The following is a 21,064-nucleotide window of genomic DNA, read 5'->3' on the forward strand; positions in this document are numbered from 1 at the left end:
GTGCGTCCGCACGTCACTGACGGGAGGCTCGGTGGCGGACCGGTGGGCAGCCTCCCGTCCGGTGGGGTGCGCGCCGTGCTCGCCGTCACCGGCGTTGCCAGCCTGGGCGGGACCCGGTAGCGTCCTGGCCATGCAGTGCCGCTGAACCGTCTCCGATCCCACCCACGCGCCCTCCTGCGGCGCCATCGAGAGGTTCACCATGTCCGCATCCCTGCCCCTGCACGGCCAGACCGCCCTCGTCACCGGCGTCTCACGACGCCGCGGCATCGGGTACGCCGTCGCCACGAAGCTCGCGTCACTCGGCGCCGACGTCGTCATCCACCACCACCGGCCGCACGACCTCGACCTGCCGTGGGGCGGGGACGACCTCGACGCCGTCCGGGCCGGCGTGCGGGAGCACCTGACCGACGGTGCCCGGTTCGCCGACGTCGGCGCCGACCTGTCCGATGCGGCGAGCATCCCCGACGTCATCGCCGCGGCGGTCGGGCTCACCGGGCGGCTCGACGTCCTGGTGTGCAACCACGCGAAGAGCGGCGACGACGGCAGCATCCTCGACATGACGCCCGAGCGGCTCGACGCCTTCTGGGACGTCAACGCCCGCTCCACGCTGCTGCTGACGGCCGAGTTCGCGCGGCTCCGAGCACCGCACCGCGACGAGCCGAGCCGGCCGGGCGACCGGATCGTCGGCAACGGGCCGTACGCCGAGGCGCAGGGGCACGTGTTCTGGATGACCTCCGGGCAGATCCACGGCGCCATGCGGGGCGAGGTGGCCTACGCCACGAGCAAGGCCGCACTCGCCGGGGTCACGCCGACCGTCGCCGCGGAGCTGCTCGAGCTCGGGATCGTGCTCAACACGGTCAACCCCGGGCCGGTGAACACGGGCTACATGGACCCGGAGTCGACGGACCGGTCGCTCGAGGACCTCGACGCCTACGTCGCGAGCACGCCGTTCGGTCGCGTCGGTGCGCCGCAGGACCCGGCCGAGCTCATCGGGTGGCTGTCGACCTCGGCCGGGAGCTGGGTCGTCGGGCAGGTCCTCACGACGGACGGCGGGTTCGGGTTGTGAGGTCGTCGAGTCGAGCGGGCGGGGTGCTCGACCCGGAACGACAGCGTCGAGGTCGTACGACGGCGACCTTGTCGCGGCGCGGTCCCTCGTGGCCGCGCGCGACAACGAGGAGGTCGTACGACAGCGAGGGTGTCGCGGTGAGCCGCGGTCCGACCAGCAGGATCAGCCGGTGACGACGACGGCTGCGCAGACGGTGTCCGCCGTCACGCTGGTCCTGGGCGCGGCTTCGGCGCTCGCGGGATCGGTCCTCCAGCAGCGCCGCGCGCTCGAGCGCCGACGGACGGGCGTGACCGATCGCCTGCGGTCGACGCTGCTCGAGGGGGTGCTCGTCGCGCTCGGTGGCGTCCTGATCGTCGGAGCGCTCGCCGCGGCCCACGTCGCCTATCCTTGACGTCTGTTCAGCGAGTCCCACCAGCAGCAAGGACCACCACGCAATGCCCGAACTCCCCGTCGTGTTCGAAGTCGGCTCGATCGTCGCGCTCGTCGTGATCCTGCTCGCGGACCTGCTCATCGTGGCGCGGCGTCCGCACGTGCCGACGCTCAAGGAGTCGGCGGTGTGGGTCGGCGTCTACGTGGGGCTCGCGCTCGTGTTCGCCGTCGCGATGCTCGTCTTCGCGGGCGGTGAGCCGGCGGGGCAGTTCCTGGCCGGGTGGCTGACCGAGTACAGCCTGAGCATCGACAACCTGTTCGTGTTCGTCATCATCATGGCGCGGTTCTCGGTGCCGAAGAAGATCCAGCAAGAGGTGCTCATGCTGGGCATCATCATCGCGCTCGTCCTGCGCGGGATCTTCATCCTGGTCGGCGCGCAGCTCATCGAGAACTTCTCGTGGATCTTCTACATCTTCGGCGCCTGGCTCGTCTGGACCGCGATCCAGCAGCTGCGCGGCGAGGACGAGGACGAGGAGCAGAAGGACGGCTTCATCGTCCGCCTGCTGCGCGGTCGCGTGCGCCTGACGGACACGTTCGACGGGATGAAGTTCCGCACGCACAAGGACGGCGTCCGACACTTCACGCCCCTGCTCGTCGTGCTCATCGCGATCGGCACCACCGACCTGCTCTTCGCCCTCGACTCGATCCCGGCGATCTTCGGCATCACCGAGAGCCCGTTCATCGTCTTCACCGCGAACGTCTTCGCCCTGATGGGCCTGCGGCAGCTGTACTTCCTGCTCGGCGGACTGCTGGAGCGGCTGGTCTACCTCAAGTACGGGATCGCCTTCATCCTCGCGTTCATCGGCGTGAAGCTCGTCCTGCACGCACTGCACGGCAACGAGCTGCCGTTCCTGAACGGCGGCGACCACATCGCGTGGGCGCCGGAGATCCCGACGTGGGTCTCGCTCGTGGTCATCCTCGCGGCGATGGGCGTCTCCACGATCGCCAGCGTCGTGCGCATCCGGCACGAGGAGTCGAAGACGCCGGACGACGTCGAACCGGCTCGCGCGGCCGACTGACCGTCCGCACCGCCGCCGTCAGGCCAGCAGCTGCTCCGTGACCGCCCAGAGCCGCCGAGCATCCGCCTCGTCGAGCATCGCGGAGTTCGCGTCCGACGGGATGCTCGACGCGGTCAACGGCCGCACGGTGTCGTCGAGCACGGCGACGTCGCTGTCCTTGAGGTAGACGCCGCCGACGCCGGCGAGCACCGGGCTCACCGCGCCGAACACCAGGGTCGCCGCACCCTGCTCGATGGTCTTCTTGCCGACGGCGGGGTCGATGACCGTCGCGCCGTCCGCGTCGACGAGGCCCTGTTCCCGGTACGACGCCAGGCGCGACGGGTCGTGCGGGCCGGGGCCGATGACGACGCCCGGGTGCGCGGCGAACGCACGGATGCCCTCGTCGGCCAGGCGTCGGTCGAGCTCCACGGTGAACAGGACGTTCGCCCGCTTGGACTGCCCGTAGGCGGCACCGGCGTCGTACCCGCGGGCGAAGGCGAGGTCGTCCCAGCGGATCTGCCCGAACCGTGCGGCGCCGGAGGTGACGGTGAGCACGCGGGCGCCGTCCGCGGCACGGAGCGCCGGCAGGAGTGCCCGCGTGAGCTGGAAGTGCCCGAGGTGCGTCGTCGAGAAGGACAGTTCGTTGCCGCGGTCGTCGAGTCGCCGCTCGGGGGAGAAGAGCATCGCGGCGTTGTTGACGAGCGCGTGCAGCGGGCGGCCGGTCGCCCGCCAGCGCTCGGCGAACGCGTCGATCGAGACCGGGTCGGTGAGGTCGAGCTGTTCCACCGTGACGCCGGGCAGGTCGGCGACGGCGGCGCTTGCCCGTTCGGTGTCCCGGGCGGCGACGGTGACCGAGGCCCCAGCGGCTGCGAGGGCCCGGGAGACCTCCCGTCCGAGCCGGCTGTGGCCGCCCGTGACGACCACCTGCCGTCCGGTGAGGTCGAGGCCGGCGAGGACGTCGGTCGTGGTGGACGCTGCGGTGAACCCGGAATCGGTCGGGTGTTGGTCGGTGATCACGGTGGCGGTGCCTCTCGTCGGACGGTCTGGCACCCGAAACGGAATGCCATTCCGTCAATATACGGAACGCTGTTCCGTTTCGCAAGGAATGCCGTCCGAAGGTCGTCAGTCCCGGCTCACCGACCCACCGAGTGCTCGCGCGACCACGGCCTCCGGAGGCTCCGTGCCGTTCCGTGCCCACCACGTCAGCGCGGCCGTCGCCTCGGCGGCGCGAGCTGCGGCCCGGACCGTGACTCCGAGGTCCTCGTGGTCCGTGCCGTCGCGGTCGGCGATGCCCTCGCGCAGCACCTGGGTCAGTGCGCTGTGCTGCGCCGCGCCCTCGCTCGCCAGGGACGGGTTCCGGTCGATCACCAGGAGTCGCCGTCGCGTGACGTCCTGGTCGTCGGACGGGAACGCCGACGCCTCCACCAGTGCCGCGCACACGGCGGTGTCCCCGTCGACGTCGGCGGGGAGGACGCGCAGGGCAGTGCCGACCCGGTCGATGAACTCGTCGAAGCCGCCCCACACCAGGGACCCCTTCGTCGGGAAGAGCCGGAACACCGATCGACGGCTCACCCCGGCGGCCGTGGCGACGTCGTCCATCGACACCGCGTCGAAGTCCCGGGCGGTGAACAGCTCGAGGGCGACGGCGGCGATGCGGTGCGGCGCGATCGTCCGTGGCCGACCGATGGGGGTGTCGGACATCAGGTTCCCTTTCAGCACTGAGTGCTACAACTGGTCACACGTGTTCGTGACTCACTGAGGAGAACCATGACAGACACCACCGCCGGCCGCTTCGCCGGCAAGACCATCGTCGTGACGGGCGCCGGCTCCGGCATCGGCCGTGCGACCGCGATCCGCCTCGCCGGCGAGGGCGGCCGCGTCATCGCGACCGACGTCGTCGCCGAGCGCCTCGACGCCCTGCGCGCCGACCTGCCCGACGCCGACCTGGAGACCGTCGTCGGCGACGTGTCGCAGGCCGAGACCATCCAGCAGATCGTCGTGGCGGCGGGTGACCGCATCGACTCGCTCGCGAACGTCGCGGGGATCATGGACCGCTTCCTGCCGCCGTCCGAGGTCGACGACGCGACGTGGGAACGGGTCTTCAGCGTGAACGTCACCGCACCGATGCGCCTGACGCGCGCCGTGCTCCCGCTGATGATCGCCGCCGGTTCCGGCACGATCGTGAACGTCGCGTCCGAGGCCGCGCTCCGTGGCTCCACCGCCGGAGCGGCCTACACGTCGTCGAAGCACGCCATCGCCGGCTTCACGAAGAGCATCGCGTTCTTCCACGGACCGCAGGGCATCCGCGCCAACGCGGTCGCGCCGGGAGCGGTCGAGACGAACATCGAGGCCCCGATGGGCAGCGAGTACGCCGCGAGCCGCATCGGGCCCGTCGTCCAGGCGATCGTGCCGGCAGCCGCGCAGCCGGACCAGCTCGCCGCCGCCATCACCTGGCTGCTCAGCGACGACTCGTCGAACGTCAACGGCGTCGTGCTGCCGAGCGACGGCGGCTGGTCTGCCGTCTAGACCCGGCCACAGACGGACAGGAGGCTCGGTGCCGGTCCGGCACCGAGCCTCCTGTCCGGTGGGGTGTGTGCCTACTGCTGCGGCGTCGCGTGGACGAGGAACTCGACGGCTCCCGCGTCGTCGACCTTCACGAAGCCGAGGTTCGGCGCCTGCACGTCGAAGTCCGCGAAGGTGACCGGGATCGTGCCGGAGATGTCGACCCCGTCGCCGCTCAGACCGACCTCGAGCGCCGCGGTCACGGGCTTCGTCACGCCGTGCAGGGTGAGGTCACCGGTGGCCTCGACCTTCTTCGTGGCGGTGCCGGTCGGGACGGCGTCCTCGATCGGCTTCGTGAGGGTGAAGGTGGCCGTCGGGAACGCCGACGTGTCGAGCGCGGAGTCGCGGAAGTACGAGTCGCGCTGCTCGGAGTCGGTCGTGATGTCGCCGACCTGCACCTGGATCGTCGCGGCGGCGATCGCGGTGCCGTCGACCTTCGCGCTGCCGGACACGCTCTTCGTGCGGCCCGTGACCGTGACGTCGGAGCCGTTGAGCACCTCGTGCAGGCGGTAGCCGGCCTCGGAGTCACCACCGACGGCCCAGTCCCCGGAGAGGGTCTGCGTCTCGAGCGTGGAGGGCTCCCGGGTCGCGGCGACGGTCGGCGTGGCCGAGGCCTTCGCGTTCTCGGTGTCCGAGTACACCGAGGTGCCGATGACGGTGCCCACGACGGCGAGCACGGCGACGCCGACGACGACGGAGATCCAGATGACGGCCTTGCGCCGGGGTGCGTTCCCGCGCGGGGATGAGGAGGTCACACGTCGAACGCTGACACGTCACCCTCGGGAACTCCTGGGGACCTGGCCGCTACGCTCGTCCGGTGCAGCAGTCCAGGTGGTTCGAACGTGCGGGCTTCGGAGCCGCGTTCGCGGGCGTGCACCTCGTGCTCTGGTGGCTGACGACGGTCACCGCGAACCTGCCGCTCGGGGACGTGACGATCACCTACCGACGGTGGATCGAGACCGGGCTGAGCTCCCACTTCTGGGTCGGGATGGACTCGGACTGGGTGTACCCGATCCTGGCGATCGTGCCGATGGCCGCGGCGGCGATCGGCGGCGTGGCCTCGATCGGCACCGGCTGGCTCGTGCTGATGGTCGTGCTCGACGCGGTGGCCTGCGCGTTCCTCTGGCGGTTCCGGGCACGCGGCGTGCGGGTCGTCTGGTGGTGGCTCGTGTTCCTGCTCGCGCTCGGCCCGATCGGGCTCGGGCGGATCGACACCGTCGCGACCGCCGTGGCCCTGGTCGGGGTCTGCTTCGTGGCGTCGCGGCCGGCCGTGGCGTCGGCGGTGTTCACCGTCGCCGCCTGGGTCAAGGTGTGGCCGGCGGCGCTCGTCGGGGTGCTCCTGGTCCTCCGGCGCGGACACCGGGCCGGCGTGCTGACCGGGGCACTGACGGTGACCGTGCTCGTCGTGCTCGTCGACGTGCTCTTCGGCGGAGCGGCGCACCTGCTCTCGTTCATCGGCCAGCAGAGCGGCCGGGCGCTGCAGATCGAGGCACCGCTCGCGACGCCCTTCATGTGGGCCGCTGCCGCACACGTGCCCGGCGCGGCCGTCTTCTACGACACCGAGATCCTGACGTTCGAGGTCTCCGGCACCGGCACGCACCTGGCGGCAGCCGTGTCGACGCCGCTGATGGCGCTCGTCGTCGTCGCGGGCGTCGTCCTCGCCGCGTGGGCCGTCGGCCGGGGTGCCCGCCGGGCCGAGGTGGCGCCGGTGCTCGCGCTGCTGCTCGTCGCGGCCCTCGTCGCGACGAACAAGGTGGGGTCGCCGCAGTACATCGGGTGGTTCGCCGTGCCCATCGTCTGGGGCCTGGTGGCAGGACGGGGGAGCGCCAGGCGGTTCCTGCCCGTGGCGGTTGCCGCACTGCCGATGGCCCTGCTGACGCAGCTCGTCTACCCGGGGTGGTACGACCAGGTGCTCACCGTGCAGCCGTGGATCCTCGTGGTGCTGACCGTGCGGAACGCGCTCGAGGTCGCGATCCTGGTGTGGGCCGTCGTGGCCGTGGTGCGGCTCGGATTGCGCGGGGTGCGTCCGGTCACACAGCCAGGAGGCTCGGCTCACCTCCCCGGGTCTGGTCCGGACCGCGCGTCCCGGGGCAGGATGGGCGCATGATCGTCGCGTTCTCCGTCGCCCCGTCCGGTGGTCCCTCCGAGCAGCCGGACGGGTCCGTGCACGACGCCGTCGCGGCCGCCGTGCGGGTCGTCCGCGAGTCCGGACTGCCGAACCACACGTCCTCGATGTTCACCGAGGTCGAGGGGGAGTGGGACGAGGTGATGGCCGTCGTCAAGGCCGCGACCGAGGCCGTCGGCGCCTTCGGCACGCGGGTGTCGCTCGTGCTCAAGGCCGACATCCGACCCGGGTACACGGGCGAGCTCGAGGGCAAGATCGCACGCCTGGAGACCGCGCTCGAGGGCGGTTCCTGAGTCCTCCACGACACGCCGCCCGGGTCCCGATGATGTCGGTGGTCGGGTGTGTCATGGCCTGCAGACGGACACACCGGGTGTCCTGTCTCGGACCCACGAGGAGACCGTGATGATGCACGACGGCTGGTGCCCCGACTGTGACCTGCGAACGGTCGTCATCGACTCGGACGAGTCCGGCTCCGGCAACGCCTGGGCGTCCTGCACCGAGTGTGGTGTCGGGTGGGTGCACCGCGATGAGCACCCGTCGGAGTCGTCGCGCCGAGCCGCTCGGCAGCCATCCGAGGAGCGTCGCGCGGCCTGACCGTGCGGGGTCGGCCGACCGGGGGCTCGAATCGATTCGGCCGAGGGCTTCCGGCGGCGCTTTGGAGCGGTCTACACTGAACCGACCGGGTCGCACTGCTGACCTGGTCGCTTCCGTTCACCGCCGAACGGGCCGGCCCAGACGCCGGTCGTGACGATGCGGTCCGGACGCCGGACCTCGGACGACCCCGTCGACGCCGCTCCACCAGCCGTGTGCCCGACCAGGGCTGCCGCCGGTCCTGCCCGCACCTCGTTCGAAGACCAGGCACCATGTCCCAGCTCACGCCGGCGCGACGCGCGCTCGCGATCACCGCCCTCGCCCTCGGTGGGTTCGCCATCGGGTCGACCGAGTTCGTCGCGATGGGGCTGTTGCCGAACATCGCCGCCGCACTCCTGCCGACCCAGTACTCGGCCGACCCGGACGCCGGGATCGCGCACGCCGGATGGCTCGTCAGCGCCTACGCGCTCGGCGTCGTCGTCGGTGCCCCGACCATCGCCGCGATGAGCGCCCGGTTCCCCCGCAAGGGGCTGCTCATGGTGCTGCTCGTCGGGTTCGTGGTCGCGACGGTGGCCAGCGCGGTGCTGCCCTCGTTCGGGCTCGTCCTGGTCGCACGCTTCGTCGCCGGGCTCCCGCACGGTGCGTACTTCGGCATCGCCTCGATCGTCGCCGGCGACATCATGGGTCCGGGCAAGCGCGGCAAGGGCATCGCGATGGTCCTGCTCGGCCTGTCCGTCGCGAACGTCGTCGGTGTGCCGGCGATCACCTGGATCGGGCAGACCTCCGGGTGGCGCGTGGCCTACGGCGTCGTCGCCGTCCTGTTCGCCGCGACGTTCCTCGCCGTGTCCGCCTTCGTCCCACGGTCGGCCCGTGACGAGTCCGCGTCGATCCGTCGGGAGCTCAGTGCCTTCCGCGTGCCGCAGGTCTGGCTCGTGATGGGGCTCGGCGCCGTCGGCTTCGGCGGGTTCTTCGCCGTCTACTCGTACATCTCGCCGCTCGTCACGAACGTCACCGGGCTGCCCGAGGCCGCCGTGCCGCTGGTGCTCGTGGTGGTCGGACTCGGCATGGTCGTCGGCGGCGTGCTCGGCGGCCACCTGGCGGACCGCAGTGTCAAGCGCACGATCTACGTCGGGATGTTCGCGCTCATCGCCTCGCTGCTGTTCATGGTGCTCACGGCGCAGTGGACCGTCGGCGTCTTCGTCGGGGCGTTCCTGCTCGGAGCGACCTCGTCCGCGATCCCGCCGGCGGTGCAGTCCCGCCTGATGGACATGGCCGGTGACGCCAGGACCATCGCGGCGGCGCTCAACCACTCGGCGTTCAACATCGGCAACTCGCTCGGTGCGGCCCTCGGTGGTGCGGTCATCGCGGCCGGCTTCGGGTTCGTCGCGCCGGGGTGGCTCGGCATCGGGCTCGCGCTGCTCGGTGTCGGCATGACGGCGATCAGCTACGGGGTCGAGCGTCGTACGAACCGCCGCGCTGCTGCCGCCGCCGAGCGCACCTCGACGGGCCCGATCGAGGCGCCGGTCCCCGTCGGCTGACCCCGACTCGGAGCGCGCGTTCCGTGACTCGGACGTGTGCTCGGTGAGATCGCACTTCGCGTCGGGTCCGGCGGGACCGAGGCGACACGGAGCGCGATCTCACCAGGCCAGGACGGGGCATGCCGAACGGTCACGACACCCCGTCGGTGCGCCGTCGAGCGGTCACATCTCGTTGTGCGCGGCGTCGGGGAGCGACGAACCAAGGCCGCTCGGCGGACGTGAGCGGGGTGTCGTGACCGCTCGCGCGCGGGCGGGACCGGCGAGACGCAGCCTGCGACAGTGAGATCGCACTCCGTGTCGGGTCCGGCGGGACCGAGGCGACACGAAGTGCGATCTCAGCGGAACGGGTTCAGCGGAACGGGTTCAGCGGCGCGGGAACGGCTGAACGGGCTCAGCGGAACTAGTTCAGCGGAGCGGGCTACAGGCCGTGCGGGCTGCCGTCCTGCACGATGATGCCGTCGGTGATCGCCCGCTTCCGGAGCGCCACCTTCGTGCCCACGTCGAAGCCGGCCACGCGGTACTTCTCGCGGATGCGCTTGAGGTAGCTCTTGGCGGTCTCCTCGGAGATGCCGAGCTGGTACGCCACGCTCTTGACGGGTTCGCCACCGCCGTAGAGCGCCATGACGCGGCGCTCCTGGGCGCTGAGCTTCGGCACGCCACCGACGTCACCGGAGTTGATCGCGAGGTCGAGCTCCGCGGACACGTACTGCTCGCCGCGCTGGGCGGAGCGGATGGCCTCGACGATCATGTCGGCGTCCTCGCTCTTCACGAGGTAGCCGAGGGCGCCGGACCCGAGGGCCTCGCGCACGACGTTCGGCTCCGAGTACGTGCTCATCACGACGGTCTTCACGCCGGCGGTCTTCAGCGTCGAGATCTTCAGCGAGACCGGGATGGAGTCCTTGAGGTCGAGGTCGAGGAGCACCACGTCCACCGGGAACGCCGGGCTCGTCAGGAGCTCCGGCCAGGTCGTGACCGCTGCGACGAGCGTGATGTCGTCGGCGGCGCCCCGGATCCACTCGGTCAGCGCGCCGAGGAGCATCCTGTGGTCGTCGACGAGTGCGAGTCGGATCGGTTCCTCTGGAGTCGCCATGTCGGCGTCCTTTCTCGTGGTCTGCGTGGCCGAGCCTAGAGGTCGGCTGCACGCTGGAGGCGCAGGTGGTCAGGGTGTCCGGCAGGTCACATGTTGGGGTGACGACTGACGACGCAGTGGGCGACGATGTGCAGGACGCCCTCGCGGACGTTCTCGGTGTACGGCCCGATGCGCTGCAGGCCGCTCCACGCTGGCGGCCCGAGTCGCCGACGCGGGACACCGCGGGACTCGATGACGATCGGGACGTCCATGGTCTCGTCGGAGACCGGGTGTCCCGCCGTGCCGACGGGCCCGAGCGTGACGGAGACCACCGGGACGCCGGGCTGGTGTCCGCGGCCGTCGCCGACCATCTGCCACAGCGCCTGCAGCAGTCCGTCACGCTGCGGGGGCGTGAGGTGGCCGGCGAGGGAGCTCGGATCGGCGACGCTCACGGCGCGGCCGAGGTGGTCGGACTCCGTGATCGCGTGGTACAGCCAGGTCTCGCGGCGGCCCTCGATGAGGTGCAGGCGGAGTTCGGTGGCGAGGGAGGCGGCGACCGAGGACGACGCGTCGGACAACGGCAGCGGGTCGGTGCCGTTCGCCACGGCGTCGAGGAGCTTCTCGGCGGCGAGGTCCAGGCGGGCGAGCTCGTCCGAGGCCAGCATCCCGACGGCGAACTGCGGCGCGCCGACGTTCGACTGCACGAGCACCCGGTCGAGCTCGCGCTGCACGAGCTGCCGGAACCGGTGCGTCACGAAGATGGCGACCGACGGCGGGACGATCACGAGCGCCAGCAGGGAGAACAGCCCGGGGATCGTGTCGGTCGTGATCGGGGTCGACGCGAGTGACATCCCGACGAAGGCCAGCCCGAGGACGGCGATCGCGGCGGCGACCTCGCGTGCCGGTCGGAGCGTGGCGACGGGCAGCAGCGCGAACCCGGCGGCGACCGAGGCGCTGGCCGTGTGGGCGAGGTCGTGCTCGGGCCAGATGCCGATGAAGTCGAGCGTGACGACGCACCCCAGCACGACGCAGATGAGGGCGAACGCGACGCCGGTGAGTCGTTCGCCGTACGTCATGACGCTGAGGCCGACGCCGACCGCGGCGATGACGAACAGGATCCAGGCGGCGGCGGGGAGCCAGGGGTCCTGGTACTCGGACCAGCGCGACAGGAAGAACACGATGCCGGAGACCGCTTCGAGTGCCGTGAGCACTGCCGCGCCGAGGCCGAGGTGTCCGGCGCCGAGCGACGCTCCCGGCTTGGCGGCCTGCCGCAGCGAGCGCGCACCGGTGGAGGTGGAAGGGAGGCCGCGTGCCTGTCGACGTTCGGTGCCCCGGTACCGCTCACGAGCCTCCCGGCGGGTCCGCGGAGCGGGCTGTCGCGTCTCGCCTGGCAGACTGCGACCGATCGTGTCCTCGGGGGTGCGGGTCATCGGGGCGCCTCCAGGACGACGGTGGTGCCGGAGCCCGGCGCGGAGAACAGGCGGGCGTCGCCGCCGACCTCGCGGAGGCGGTTCACGACGCTCTCCTTGAAGCCGAGGCGTTCCTCGTCGATGGCGCCGAGTTCGAACCCGACGCCGGAGTCGGTGACCATCGCGCGGACCATGTCGTTGTCGTGGACGATCGTGACGTGGGCCTCGGCGACGCCGGCGTGGCGACGGACGTTCTCCAGGCACTCGGCGAGGGCGAGCAGGAAGGCGTCGAGCACCTGCGTCGGCAGGAGGACCTGCCCGGTGCCGTGCCAGCTGACCTCGAGGCCCATGCGACCGAAGCGCTGCTTGACCGACTCGAGGGTCTGCCCGAGCGGCGACTCCTCCGCCCGGGTGAGCGAGTAGTCGCCGGACTGCTGCGGCTGCGGGGTGGCACCGAGGCGCAGGTGGCGGAGCAGTCGGGCGTCCTCAGCGGCCTGCTCGCGCATGGCCTGCTCGGACACACCGACGCCGGAGTGGGCCAGGAGCGTCAGGGTGGCGAGGACGGTGTCGTGGAGCAGGCGGGCGCCCTGGCGGCGCTGAGCCTCGGTCTCGCTGGCCTGGCGTTCGGCGCGGTGCGCGGTGCCGATGCTGTAGATGCGGCGGGCGACGCGGGGGATGCTGCGCGAGATCCAGTAGGCGACGACCGCGGTGAGGACCCAGCCGAGGGCGGTGCCGCCGACGGGTGAGGAGAGCACCGAGCCGGTCGCGGTGGTCATGATGACGAGCGATGCCCCGCCGCCGAGGATCGTCAGTCCGAGGCCGACCAGGTGGCCGCGCTGGGCCATCAGCATCGAGGACAGCCCCCCGGCGGCGAGGGGGACCAGCGCGCTGGCGACGACCTGGCGCAGGTCGGGCTGGGCGTTCGCGAGCAGGACGACGAGCGCGGCGAGCCCGGAGACCTGCGTCAGCGCGGTCCACCACACGGCACCGTTCCAGCCGAAGGCGACGAGCGCGCCGAGCATCACGACGATGCACGCCACACCGATGGCGAGGGGACCGGCCGGCACGGCGAAGGCGCAGAGCACCCCGACCAGGCTGACCAGGGTGCACACGATGCCGACGACACGGGTCGTCGACCGGAGCAACCGGTCGCGTTCCTGAGCCAAGGGTTCCATCGGGGTCCTGAAGCGTCTGTCCTCGTCGGTGGAGCGAGGGTCGTACGGGAAGGCATCCGAAGTGGACGCTCAGTCATCATTCCACGAGCGGCACTCGTTGGGGGGTGTTCGGCACACCCGGTTGTTCGGTTTGGCAACGATGTCGTCACGACGGACGTGGACAGACCGTGCGCAACGGGTGTCGTGGGCGGATCCGGGACAGTGGAGCCGCAGGTCGGACCGCCGGGCGCGGCGCGGCGGGAACGCGGTGCGTGGACAACGCGGACGTGTCGCCGCGGCACGAGGGCGCGCGACGTGCGCGGTCACCGCCCACGACTCAGCCCAGCAGCCGCGCCAGGTGCGCGCTGACCGCCTCGTGCTCGATGAGGAAGCCGTCGTGCCCGAACTCGCTCTCGATCACCGCGCCCCGGTCGCCGTCGAGGGTGTCCGGCACGCCAGCGGCGATGCGGTGCTGGTCCTCGACCGGGAACAGCCGGTCGCTGGAGATCCCGACGACGAGCGTGCGTGCCGTGATCCGCCCGAGCGCCGCCTGCACGCCCCCACGCCCGGCACCGAGGTCGTGCGAGTCCATCGCGTGCGTCAGGGTGACGTAGGTGGAGGCGTCGAAGCGCCGCGTGAACTTGTTGCCGTGGAAGTCGAGGTAGCTCTCCACCGAGAAGCGGCCGTCCTCGCCGAGCGGTGACACGTCGGACTGCCACGACCGGTCGAACCGCCCGTTCAGCTCATCGGACGCCCGGTAGGTCATCATCGCCATCCGCCGCGCGAGCGACAGCCCCCGTGATGGCCCCTCGCCGGGTTCGGCGTCGTGGTAGTCCCCGCCCGCGAAGCCCGGGTCCATCTGGATCGCGGCCCGCTGCAGGGAGTTCGCCGCGATCTGGTCGGCCGTCGTCTGCGCGGTGGTGCTGAGGACGGCGAGCCGCTCCACCCGCGACGGGTGCGTGGCCGCGAACTCGAGCGCGTGCATCCCGCCCATGGACCCGCCGACGACGGCGGCGAAACGCTCGATGCCGAGCGAGTCGGCGAGCCGTACCTGCGCGGCGACCTGGTCGCGCACGGTCACGAAGGGGAACCGTGAGCCCCACTCTCGTCCGTCGGGGGAGACGGAGGACGGCCCGGTCGACCCCTGGCACCCGCCGAGCATGTTCGGCGCGACGACGAACCAGCGGTCGGTGTCGATCGCCCGGCCCGGCCCGACGACGTCGCCCCACCAGCCGGCGGTCCGGTGCCCGGGCCCGGCGTCGCCGGTGACGTGGGAGTCCCCGGTGAGGGCGTGGAACACCATGACGGCGTTGTCCCGGGCAGCGTTGAGGGTGCCCCAGGTCTCGTGGGCGATGCGCACGCTCGGCAGTCGGCCGCCGCGCACCCACTGCTCGCCGAGGGACACGAAGTGCCGCGATCCGACCGGGTCGCCGGGGCGCCAGGCGCCGGTGACGGGCGGCTTGCCGAGGGTGCCGAGAGCGGTGCCGGGCACCAGGGTGGACGGCACGGAGTCCTCGGGCGTCGTCTGCCAGTCCATGGTCCGTCCATTCTCGCGGACCCCGGTGCGCGCCGCCGCCGTGTTACGGCGCATGCCGACCCGGACGGGAGGCTCGGGTCGGCTCCGGCGGGCGTGCGCCGGTCGTCCGCCGCTCGCCTGGGTGGTACCGGCGCAACCCGCCGGCCCGCGCGACAACGTCGATGTCGTACGACATCGACGTTGTCGTCTCCATGGGGATGCGTGGGCGGTCGGCGGCTCGGACGACAAGACCGAGGTCGTACGACACCGACGTTGTCGTTCCGAGTCGGGAGGGGGCGGAGAGGCGGGCGCGGAAGGGGCGCGGGAGGGGCGGGCGTGGGCAGGGCTCTACGCGCGGAGCCCCGCCTGCGCCACGGACCGCGCCGCGGCGAGCCCGGCCTCGAGGTCGGCCTTGAGGTCCTCGACGTTCTCGATCCCGACCGACAGCCGCACGAGCCCCGGCGTGACCCCGGTGGTCAGCTGCTGCTCGGGCGTGAGCTGCGAGTGCGTGGTCGACGCCGGGTGGATCACGAGCGACCGGACGTCGCCGATGTTCGCCAGGTGCGAGAACAGCCGCAGGGTGTCCACGAGCGCCCGGCCCGCGTCCACGCCGCCCTTGAGCTCGAACGACAGCACCGCGCCGACGCCCTTCGGCGCGTACCGGTTGGCCGCGCCGTACCAGGGCGAGGTCGGCAGCCCGGCGTAGGCGACGGTGGCGACGTCGGGGTGCGAATCGAGGAACTCCGCGATCTCCTGCGCGTTCGACACGTGCCGCTCCATCCGGAGCGAGAGCGTCTCGATGCCCTGCAGCAGCGCGAAGGCGGTGTCGGGGGAGTTCGACGCACCGAGGTCACGGAGCAGCTGCACGCGGGCCTTGACGATGTAGGCGAGCGCGTTGCCCACGGCCTGCGCGAACACGACGCCGTGGTACGAGGGGTCGGGGGCGTTGAACTCGGGGAACTTCTCCGGGTGCTCGGACCACGGGAAGGTGCCGCCGTCGACGAGCAGCCCGCCGATCACGGTGCCGTGGCCGCCGAGGAACTTCGTCGCCGAGTGCACGACGATGTCGGCTCCGTGCTCCAGCGGACGGATCAGGTACGGCGTCGCGATCGTGTTGTCGACGATGAGCGGCACGCCGGCGGTGTGCGCGACGTCGGCCACGGCCCGGATGTCGAGGACGTTGATCCGCGGGTTGCCGATCGTCTCCGCGAAGAACAGCTTGGTGTTCGGGCGGACCGCGCGGCGCCACTCCTCGGCGTCGTCCTGGTCCTCGACGAAGGTGGTCTCGATGCCGAGCCGCGCGAGCGTGTACTTGAACAGGTTGTACGTGCCGCCGTAGATCGAGGACGAGGACACGATGTGGTCCCCGGCCTGCGCGATGTTCAGCACCGCGTACGTCTCCGCCGCCTGGCCGCTGGACACCAGGAGGGCGCCGGTCCCGCCCTCGAGCGCCGCGATGCGCTGTTCGAGGACGTCGTTCGTCGGGTTCATGATCCGCGAGTAGATGTTGCCCGGCTTGGCCAGGGCGAACAGGTCACGCGCCTCGTCCGAGTTCGCGAACACGTAGGAGGTCGTCTTGTAGATCGGCGTCGCACGGGCACCCGTGGTCGGGTCCGGCTGTGCGCCGGCGTGGACCTGCGTGGTCTCGAACCGCCACTGCGCGGCGTCGTTCTCGGTCATCTCGTGCTCCTGTCCGTGCAGCTGGTCGTCGTTGGGCGGTGCGGTCGGGAGGCTCGGTGCGCCGTCGCGACGCTGGTCACGGTACGGACGTGGCCGCGCCCGCACCAGCGCACCCGTCTCCTGACGTAACGCGTGGGCGGTTCTGGGCGCCCGGCTGCCGGCGGTGACCACGGGGGATCGGTCGCGGCCTGCCGCGACGTCGCGCGCTGCCGACTGAGCGCAGCGAAGACGACCGCCTGCGCGGGGATGTCACTGGGGGTCCTTCCGGAACAGCCAGCCGACGTTCGGTTCGAGCAGCCACCGCATGCCGCGGCGGACGAACGGCTGCGCCAGGAACAGGCTCACGACGCAGGCGATGCCGACCATGAGGAGCACGTACGGCCAGGCCGAGTGCTCCCCGGCGAGGATGCCGGACTCCCGGATCGGGTAGAGCAGGAACGTGTGCAGCAGGTACACGTACATCGTCGCCGCGCCGAACTGCGTCAGCCAGACCGTCCGCCGCGGGACCAGCAGCAGGAACGACGCCGTCAACAGCGTCGCGAGCAGCATCAGCCCGAACCGCACGGCACCCGCCCACCAGGCGTCCTCGCCGAGGCCCGAGTACGAGTCGTCGTAGAAGAACCAGTGGTGGAGGTCGAACTCCTTGAACTGCGGGATCCACAGCGCGCAGGACACCGCCCACGCCAGGAACACCACCCCGGCAGCGATGCGCACCCGGACGACCGTCCGCCGCGACGCCTCGTACCAGCGGTCGAACACGCGCCACTGCTTCACCTGCCAGCCGAGCAGGAAGAACGGCAGCAGGCTGATCGCCCGGGACAGGGAGAGCGTCGAGTCGACGTTGTCGAAGTACCCGACGCCGATGCTGAACACCACGGCCCAGAACAGCGGCCACCGCAGCTGCGCCAGGTACGGCAGGATCAGCCGGAAGATCCCGAGCGCCAACAGGAACCACAGCGTCCAGGTCGGCTGCGTCGGGTTGAACTTCTTGCCGCCCTCCACCAGGGCCTGCACCACGGTCCAGATCGTCTGCATGATGATGTACGGCACGACGATGTCGGTGATCGTCCGTCGCATGCGCTTGCCCGTCGGGGTGTCCGCGGAGGAGAAGTACCCGCTGATCACGCCGAACGCCGGCATGTGGAACGCGTAGATGAACGTGTACAGGGCCAGGGCGTGCTCGCTCGCCGGCGTCTGCCGCTGGATCGCGTGGCCGATCACCACGAGGGTGACGGCGAGGAACCGCGCGGTGTCCCACATCGGGATGCGCCGCGGTGTCCGCCCCGGCTCGAGGTTCGTGGCCGGGGCTTCGGGGGCCGGCGGCGCTGCGTCCGTGGTCATCGGTGGTCACGGTACCGGAACGGGACCGCGCCGGGTCGGTACGGTGGTCGGGACCGCTGGACCGCGCCACCACCGGCACGGTCGGCACCACCTGGAGGAACCCACATGGCACGTCGCGTCGTCGTCACCGGAGCGAGCTCGGGGATCGGGGCAGCCACCGTCCGGCTGTTCCGCCAGCGTGGATGGGACGTCGTGGCCGTCGCCCGTCGAGCGGACCGACTGGCGGCGCTCGCCGAGGAGACCGGCGCCGACACCGTCGTGGCCGACGTCACCTCCGCCGACGCCGTGGCCGCGCTCGCTGCCCGGGTCGAGGAGCTCGGCGGCGCCGACGTGCTGGTCAACAACGCCGGTGGCGCGTTCGGGTCCGCCACGGTCGAGGACTCGGACGTCGAGGACTGGCGGGCGATGTTCGAGGTGAACGTCATCGGCACCAAGCGGGTGACCGCTGCGCTCCTGCCGTCCCTGCGTCGTCGAGCGGCGGCGACCGGCGGCGCGGACGTCGTCACCGTGACGAGCACCGCCGGGTTCGTGTCGTACGAGAACGGCGGCGGCTACAACGCCGCGAAGGCCGGTCAGCACGCGCTGCTCGGTGCGCTCCGCCTCGAGCTCAACGGCGAACCGATCCGCGTGGTCGAGATCGCGCCGGGCATGGTGAAGACCGACGAGTTCGCCCTGGTCCGCTTCGGCGGGGACACGTCGAAGGCCGCAGCGGTCTACGACGGCGTCGAGGACCCGCTGTCGGCGGACGACGTGGCCGAGGCGATCGTGCACGCGGTCGAACTGCCGGCACACGTCAACCTCGACCTGGTGACGATCCGGCCGGTGGCGCAGTCGGCGCAGCACAAGCTGGCACGCGGGCCGCTCTCACCCAAGGCCTAGCACGCGCCCGGGCTGCGACTGCGGGTCGCGGCGGCGGGGTCCCTGCCGGTAGCGTGGACGGATGCCGATCAGCAGCGAGCCCGCCGAACCCTCCTCGTCGGGTGTCGTGACCGTGACGAGTGGTCCAGAGGTCCTCGGGTGGCTGGAGTTCGGTGACGCGGCGCGGCTGCTCGCCAAGGACGTCCTGTCCGGGGGCTTCGAGCCCGAAGTCGTCGTGGCCGTCGCCCGCGGTGGCCTCATCGTCGCCGGTGCCGTCGCCTACGCGCTCGGCACGAAGGAGTGCGGCTCGATCAACGTCGAGTTCTACACCGACGTCGAGCAGCGGCTGGAGGAGCCCGTCGTGCTCGCCCCCGCACTCGACGCCCCGAGCCTGGCCGGCAAGCGCGTCCTGGTCGTCGACGACGTGTCCGACTCCGGCCGCACGCTGGCCCTCGTCGTGGACATCATCGCCTCGGCGGGTGCCGACGTCCGGAGCGCCTGCCTGTACTCCAAGCCCGGCACCGTGCTCGAGCCGGACCACGTGTGGCGTCGGGTCGACGGCTGGATCACGTTCCCGTGGAGCGCCCTCGCACCCGTGACGGCCGAGTCATGAGCATCCACCTGGTCGGGGGCGGGCTCCTCGCCGCGTCGGACGCCGCCGCGTCCTTCCTCGCCGAGGCCACGGCCCGCTCCGCTGCGGTCGGTCGGAGTGCCCCGCGCATCGGACTGCTCTCGGTCGCCGACGAGTCGGGGGCGTCGCCGTCCTCGACCGCCGACATCGCGTCCGTCCTCGGTGACGCCGCCGAGGTCCTGGTGACCGAGGTCCAGCCGGGGCAGCCGCTCGACACCTCCGTGCTCAGCGACATCGACGCCCTCGTGGTCGGCGGCGGCCGCACGCCGGACTACCTCGACGCCGTGCTCCCGCTCGTCGACCAGATCCGTCTGCTCGTCTCCGATGGCCTGCCCTACCTCGGCTACTCGGCCGGCGCGATGATCGCGGCCGACCGTGCCCTGGTCGGCGGCTGGCGCGTCGGCGGCGTGGAGGTCTGCCGACAGGACGCGTCGGAGGGCCTCGACGAGGTCGAGCTCCGCGAGGGGCTCGGGCTCGTCGACCTGACCATCGACGTGCACGCGGTGCAGGCCGGCACGATCAGCCGGCTCATCGCCAGCGCCGAGGCCGAGTTCGTCACCGCGGGGCTCGCCATCGACGAGGACACCGTGCTCGTCGTCGGCGAGGGCGCCCTCGAGGTCCGCGGGGCCGGCAGCGTCTGGCGTGTGGTCAGCGGCGACGACTCCGTCTCCGTCGCCACCATGGGCGCGTAGCCACCCGTGCAGCCACGACCGCTCGCCGACCTCGTCGACCCCGGGTGGGCCGAGGCGCTCGCCCCGGTGGAGGACGACGTCCACCGGATCGGGGAGTGGCTCCGTGAGGAGAGCGCAGCCGGGCGCCCGTACCTGCCCGCGGGCGCAGCCGTCCTCCGGGCCTTCGAGGACCCGTTCGACGCCGTCAAGGTGCTCGTCATCGGGCAGGACCCCTACCCGACGCCCGGACACCCGATCGGGCTGTCGTTCGCGGTCGACCCCGGCGTGCGTCCGGTGCCGAGGAGCCTGGCGAACATCTACCGCGAGCTCCACGACGACCTCGGCGTGACGCCCCCGCAGCACGGGGACCTGCGCCCGTGGTCCGAGCGCGGCGTGCTGCTGCTCAACCGTGTCCTCACGGTCGCCCCGGGTGACGCCGGCAGTCACCGCGGCAAGGGCTGGGAGCGGGTCACCGAGCAGGCCGTCCGGGCGCTCGTGGCACGGGACCGGCCCCTCGTCGCCGTGCTCTGGGGTGCGCAGGCGGGGTCCGTGAAGCCCTTCCTCGGGGACACCCCGGTGGTCGCGTCGGCACACCCCAGTCCGCTGAGTGCCTCGCGCGGGTTCTTCGGCAGCCGTCCCTTCTCGCAGGTGAACGCGATGCTCGCCGACCAGGGCGCCGACCCCGTCGACTGGACGCTGCCCGCCCAGTCCTGACGAGCCTCCCGGCCGTCCCCGTGACCGCCTGCCGGGGGTGACCCCTAGGCTCTGGGGCGTGCTCGAGGAGGAATACCGCCAGCGGCGGGTGCTGCCGCGCCATCTCCGTGCGCCCGCGCCGACGGAGACCGCGTTCGCGTGGTCGATCCGGGCGGCGGAGCCCACGGACCTGCCGGACATCCGCGAGGTCCATGCGCACTACGTGCGGAACTCCTCGGTGACCTTCGACGGCGCCGTGCTCTCGTTCGCGGCGTGGAAGCAGCGCTACGACCAGATCCGTCGGCGCGGGTTGCCGTTCCTGGTGGCCGTGAACCCGTCCGGGCAGCTGCTCGGCTACGCGCTGGTCGACCCGTGGAACCCGCGAGACCGGTCGGACCGCGTCGTGGAGAACTCGATCTACCTCGGGCCGGCCTCCGGCGGCAAGGGGCTCGGGCGCGCGCTCATGGAGGCCCTGCTCGACGAGTGCCGTGCCGCGGGCGTCCGGGAGGTCGTGGCCGTGATCGCGGACCGGTCCGCCGACGCGTCGATCCGGCTGCACCAGCGGCTCGGGTTCCAGGAGGTCGGCCGGATGGGCAAGGTGGGCTACAAGTACGACCGGTGGCTCGGCACGGTGACGATGAGCCTGCGGCTGCGTGGGCCGCGGACGCGCCGGGGCGCGACGCGGGGGTAGGGTCGTTCGGTCGACGACGGATCGGGACCGCGGAGCAGCGGT

21 protein-coding genes are annotated in these 21,064 nt (G+C 71.8%); 12 read left to right on the forward strand and 9 right to left on the reverse strand.

Going from position 1 to position 21,064, the window contains the following annotated elements; genetic code table 11:
* Window positions 1–199 precede the first annotated feature (199 nt).
* From ITJ68_RS05600 to ITJ68_RS05610, 3 genes are all read left to right on the forward strand, one after another.
* Entirely contained in the window at window positions 200–1,066 is an 867-nt protein-coding gene (locus tag ITJ68_RS05600) for an SDR family oxidoreductase (RefSeq protein ID WP_194660328.1), read from the forward strand.
* Window positions 1,067–1,235: 169 nt separating this feature from the next.
* Window positions 1,236–1,457, forward strand: a complete 222-nt coding sequence (locus ITJ68_RS05605) for a hypothetical protein (RefSeq protein WP_194660329.1) — start codon at window positions 1,236–1,238, stop codon at window positions 1,455–1,457.
* 43 nt (window positions 1,458–1,500) lie between these two features.
* Window positions 1,501–2,514, forward strand: a complete 1,014-nt coding sequence (locus ITJ68_RS05610) for a TerC family protein (RefSeq protein ID WP_194660330.1) — start codon at window positions 1,501–1,503, stop codon at window positions 2,512–2,514.
* An 18-nt stretch (window positions 2,515–2,532) separates the two neighbouring features.
* On the opposite strand, the gene ITJ68_RS05615 is transcribed toward ITJ68_RS05610, so the two are convergent.
* Both ITJ68_RS05615 and ITJ68_RS05620 read right to left on the reverse strand, forming a co-directional pair.
* Window positions 2,533–3,510, reverse strand: a complete 978-nt coding sequence (locus ITJ68_RS05615; protein WP_194660331.1) for an SDR family NAD(P)-dependent oxidoreductase — start codon at window positions 3,508–3,510, stop codon at window positions 2,533–2,535.
* A gap of 105 nt (window positions 3,511–3,615) precedes the next feature.
* Window positions 3,616–4,194, reverse strand: coding sequence for a TetR/AcrR family transcriptional regulator (locus ITJ68_RS05620; protein ID WP_194660332.1), 579 nt, complete (start codon window positions 4,192–4,194; stop codon window positions 3,616–3,618).
* Between the two features lie 66 nt (window positions 4,195–4,260).
* Here ITJ68_RS05620 and ITJ68_RS05625 point away from each other — a divergent pair, with 66 nt between their 5' ends.
* Window positions 4,261–5,019 carry an SDR family NAD(P)-dependent oxidoreductase gene (locus tag ITJ68_RS05625; protein ID WP_194660333.1) on the forward strand — a complete coding sequence of 253 codons (759 nt, stop codon included), beginning with the start codon at window positions 4,261–4,263 and terminating at the stop codon, window positions 5,017–5,019.
* Window positions 5,020–5,090: 71 nt separating this feature from the next.
* Here ITJ68_RS05625 and ITJ68_RS05630 read toward each other — a convergent pair whose 3' ends face one another.
* The gene (locus ITJ68_RS05630; RefSeq protein ID WP_194660334.1) at window positions 5,091–5,810 is read right to left on the reverse strand and encodes a YceI family protein; all 720 of its coding nucleotides are present in this window, start codon (window positions 5,808–5,810) and stop codon (window positions 5,091–5,093) included.
* 62 nt (window positions 5,811–5,872) lie between these two features.
* Here ITJ68_RS05630 and ITJ68_RS05635 point away from each other — a divergent pair, with 62 nt between their 5' ends.
* The 3 genes from ITJ68_RS05635 (at window position 5,873) to ITJ68_RS05645 (ending at window position 9,309) form a co-directional block, all read left to right on the forward strand.
* Entirely contained in the window at window positions 5,873–7,162 is a 1,290-nt protein-coding gene (locus tag ITJ68_RS05635; RefSeq protein ID WP_194660335.1) for a glycosyltransferase 87 family protein, read from the forward strand.
* Window positions 7,159–7,473, forward strand: a complete 315-nt coding sequence (locus ITJ68_RS05640; RefSeq protein WP_194660336.1) for a thiamine-binding protein — start codon at window positions 7,159–7,161, stop codon at window positions 7,471–7,473. The genes ITJ68_RS05635 and ITJ68_RS05640 overlap by 4 nt, the downstream gene beginning before the upstream one ends.
* 570 nt (window positions 7,474–8,043) lie before the next feature.
* Window positions 8,044–9,309, forward strand: coding sequence for an MFS transporter (locus tag ITJ68_RS05645; RefSeq protein ID WP_194660337.1), 1,266 nt, complete (start codon window positions 8,044–8,046; stop codon window positions 9,307–9,309).
* Window positions 9,310–9,727: 418 nt separating this feature from the next.
* Here ITJ68_RS05645 and ITJ68_RS05650 read toward each other — a convergent pair whose 3' ends face one another.
* The 6 genes from ITJ68_RS05650 to ITJ68_RS05675 all read right to left on the reverse strand — a co-directional run bounded on the left by ITJ68_RS05650 (window position 9,728) and on the right by ITJ68_RS05675 (window position 17,478).
* Window positions 9,728–10,399 carry a response regulator transcription factor gene (locus tag ITJ68_RS05650; RefSeq protein WP_071271083.1) on the reverse strand — a complete coding sequence of 224 codons (672 nt, stop codon included), beginning with the start codon at window positions 10,397–10,399 and terminating at the stop codon, window positions 9,728–9,730.
* Between the two features lie 86 nt (window positions 10,400–10,485).
* On the reverse strand, window positions 10,486–11,808 hold the full coding sequence (locus tag ITJ68_RS05655) for a hypothetical protein (RefSeq protein WP_194660338.1): 1,323 nt from the start codon (window positions 11,806–11,808) through the stop codon (window positions 10,486–10,488).
* A complete protein-coding gene (locus ITJ68_RS05660) occupies window positions 11,805–12,962 on the reverse strand; it encodes a sensor histidine kinase (protein ID WP_194660339.1) in 1,158 nt (385 codons plus the stop codon). The genes ITJ68_RS05655 and ITJ68_RS05660 overlap by 4 nt, the downstream gene beginning before the upstream one ends.
* Before the next feature lie 316 nt (window positions 12,963–13,278).
* Window positions 13,279–14,478 (reverse strand): homoserine O-acetyltransferase MetX, encoded by a 1,200-nt coding sequence (metX, locus tag ITJ68_RS05665; protein WP_194660340.1) that lies wholly within the window; start codon window positions 14,476–14,478, stop codon window positions 13,279–13,281.
* Window positions 14,479–14,805: 327 nt separating this feature from the next.
* Window positions 14,806–16,137, reverse strand: coding sequence for a bifunctional o-acetylhomoserine/o-acetylserine sulfhydrylase (locus ITJ68_RS05670; RefSeq protein WP_194660341.1), 1,332 nt, complete (start codon window positions 16,135–16,137; stop codon window positions 14,806–14,808).
* A gap of 249 nt (window positions 16,138–16,386) precedes the next feature.
* Complete coding sequence (locus ITJ68_RS05675; protein ID WP_194660342.1) at window positions 16,387–17,478, reverse strand: acyltransferase family protein; 1,092 nt, start codon at window positions 17,476–17,478, stop codon at window positions 16,387–16,389.
* A gap of 105 nt (window positions 17,479–17,583) precedes the next feature.
* On the opposite strand from ITJ68_RS05675, the gene ITJ68_RS05680 reads away from it, so the two are divergent.
* The 5 genes from ITJ68_RS05680 (at window position 17,584) to ITJ68_RS05700 (ending at window position 21,022) form a co-directional block, all read left to right on the forward strand.
* A complete protein-coding gene (locus ITJ68_RS05680; protein ID WP_194660343.1) occupies window positions 17,584–18,357 on the forward strand; it encodes an SDR family oxidoreductase in 774 nt (257 codons plus the stop codon).
* A 61-nt stretch (window positions 18,358–18,418) separates the two neighbouring features.
* Complete coding sequence (locus tag ITJ68_RS05685) at window positions 18,419–18,949, forward strand: phosphoribosyltransferase (protein ID WP_194660344.1); 531 nt, start codon at window positions 18,419–18,421, stop codon at window positions 18,947–18,949.
* Window positions 18,946–19,659 (forward strand): Type 1 glutamine amidotransferase-like domain-containing protein, encoded by a 714-nt coding sequence (locus ITJ68_RS05690; protein WP_194660345.1) that lies wholly within the window; start codon window positions 18,946–18,948, stop codon window positions 19,657–19,659. The genes ITJ68_RS05685 and ITJ68_RS05690 overlap by 4 nt, the downstream gene beginning before the upstream one ends.
* Window positions 19,660–19,665: 6 nt before the next feature.
* The gene (locus ITJ68_RS05695; RefSeq protein ID WP_194660346.1) at window positions 19,666–20,352 is read left to right on the forward strand and encodes a uracil-DNA glycosylase; all 687 of its coding nucleotides are present in this window, start codon (window positions 19,666–19,668) and stop codon (window positions 20,350–20,352) included.
* Window positions 20,353–20,410: 58 nt separating this feature from the next.
* The gene (locus ITJ68_RS05700) at window positions 20,411–21,022 is read left to right on the forward strand and encodes a GNAT family N-acetyltransferase (protein ID WP_194660347.1); all 612 of its coding nucleotides are present in this window, start codon (window positions 20,411–20,413) and stop codon (window positions 21,020–21,022) included.
* Window positions 21,023–21,064: the final 42 nt, after the last annotated feature.

The sequence above is a fragment of the Curtobacterium sp. VKM Ac-1395 genome, from assembly GCF_015350975.1.
GTDB lineage: Bacteria > Actinomycetota > Actinomycetes > Actinomycetales > Microbacteriaceae > Curtobacterium.

Coding starts and splice junctions, on each gene's coding strand:
- ITJ68_RS05675 (WP_194660342.1), bottom strand. CDS start 17,478: ATGACCACGGACGCAGCGCCGCCGGCCCCCGAAGCCCCGGCCACGAAC.
- metX (WP_194660340.1), bottom strand. CDS start 14,478: ATGGACTGGCAGACGACGCCCGAGGACTCCGTGCCGTCCACCCTGGTG.
- ITJ68_RS05625 (WP_194660333.1), top strand. CDS start 4,261: ATGACAGACACCACCGCCGGCCGCTTCGCCGGCAAGACCATCGTCGTG.
- ITJ68_RS05645 (WP_194660337.1), top strand. CDS start 8,044: ATGTCCCAGCTCACGCCGGCGCGACGCGCGCTCGCGATCACCGCCCTC.
- ITJ68_RS05680 (WP_194660343.1), top strand. CDS start 17,584: ATGGCACGTCGCGTCGTCGTCACCGGAGCGAGCTCGGGGATCGGGGCA.
- ITJ68_RS05620 (WP_194660332.1), bottom strand. CDS start 4,194: ATGTCCGACACCCCCATCGGTCGGCCACGGACGATCGCGCCGCACCGC.
- ITJ68_RS05655 (WP_194660338.1), bottom strand. CDS start 11,808: ATGACCCGCACCCCCGAGGACACGATCGGTCGCAGTCTGCCAGGCGAG.
- ITJ68_RS05600 (WP_194660328.1), top strand. CDS start 200: ATGTCCGCATCCCTGCCCCTGCACGGCCAGACCGCCCTCGTCACCGGC.
- ITJ68_RS05670 (WP_194660341.1), bottom strand. CDS start 16,137: ATGACCGAGAACGACGCCGCGCAGTGGCGGTTCGAGACCACGCAGGTC.
- ITJ68_RS05690 (WP_194660345.1), top strand. CDS start 18,946: ATGAGCATCCACCTGGTCGGGGGCGGGCTCCTCGCCGCGTCGGACGCC.
- ITJ68_RS05610 (WP_194660330.1), top strand. CDS start 1,501: ATGCCCGAACTCCCCGTCGTGTTCGAAGTCGGCTCGATCGTCGCGCTC.
- ITJ68_RS05685 (WP_194660344.1), top strand. CDS start 18,419: ATGCCGATCAGCAGCGAGCCCGCCGAACCCTCCTCGTCGGGTGTCGTG.
- ITJ68_RS05650 (WP_071271083.1), bottom strand. CDS start 10,399: ATGGCGACTCCAGAGGAACCGATCCGACTCGCACTCGTCGACGACCAC.
- ITJ68_RS05640 (WP_194660336.1), top strand. CDS start 7,159: ATGATCGTCGCGTTCTCCGTCGCCCCGTCCGGTGGTCCCTCCGAGCAG.
- ITJ68_RS05660 (WP_194660339.1), bottom strand. CDS start 12,962: ATGGAACCCTTGGCTCAGGAACGCGACCGGTTGCTCCGGTCGACGACC.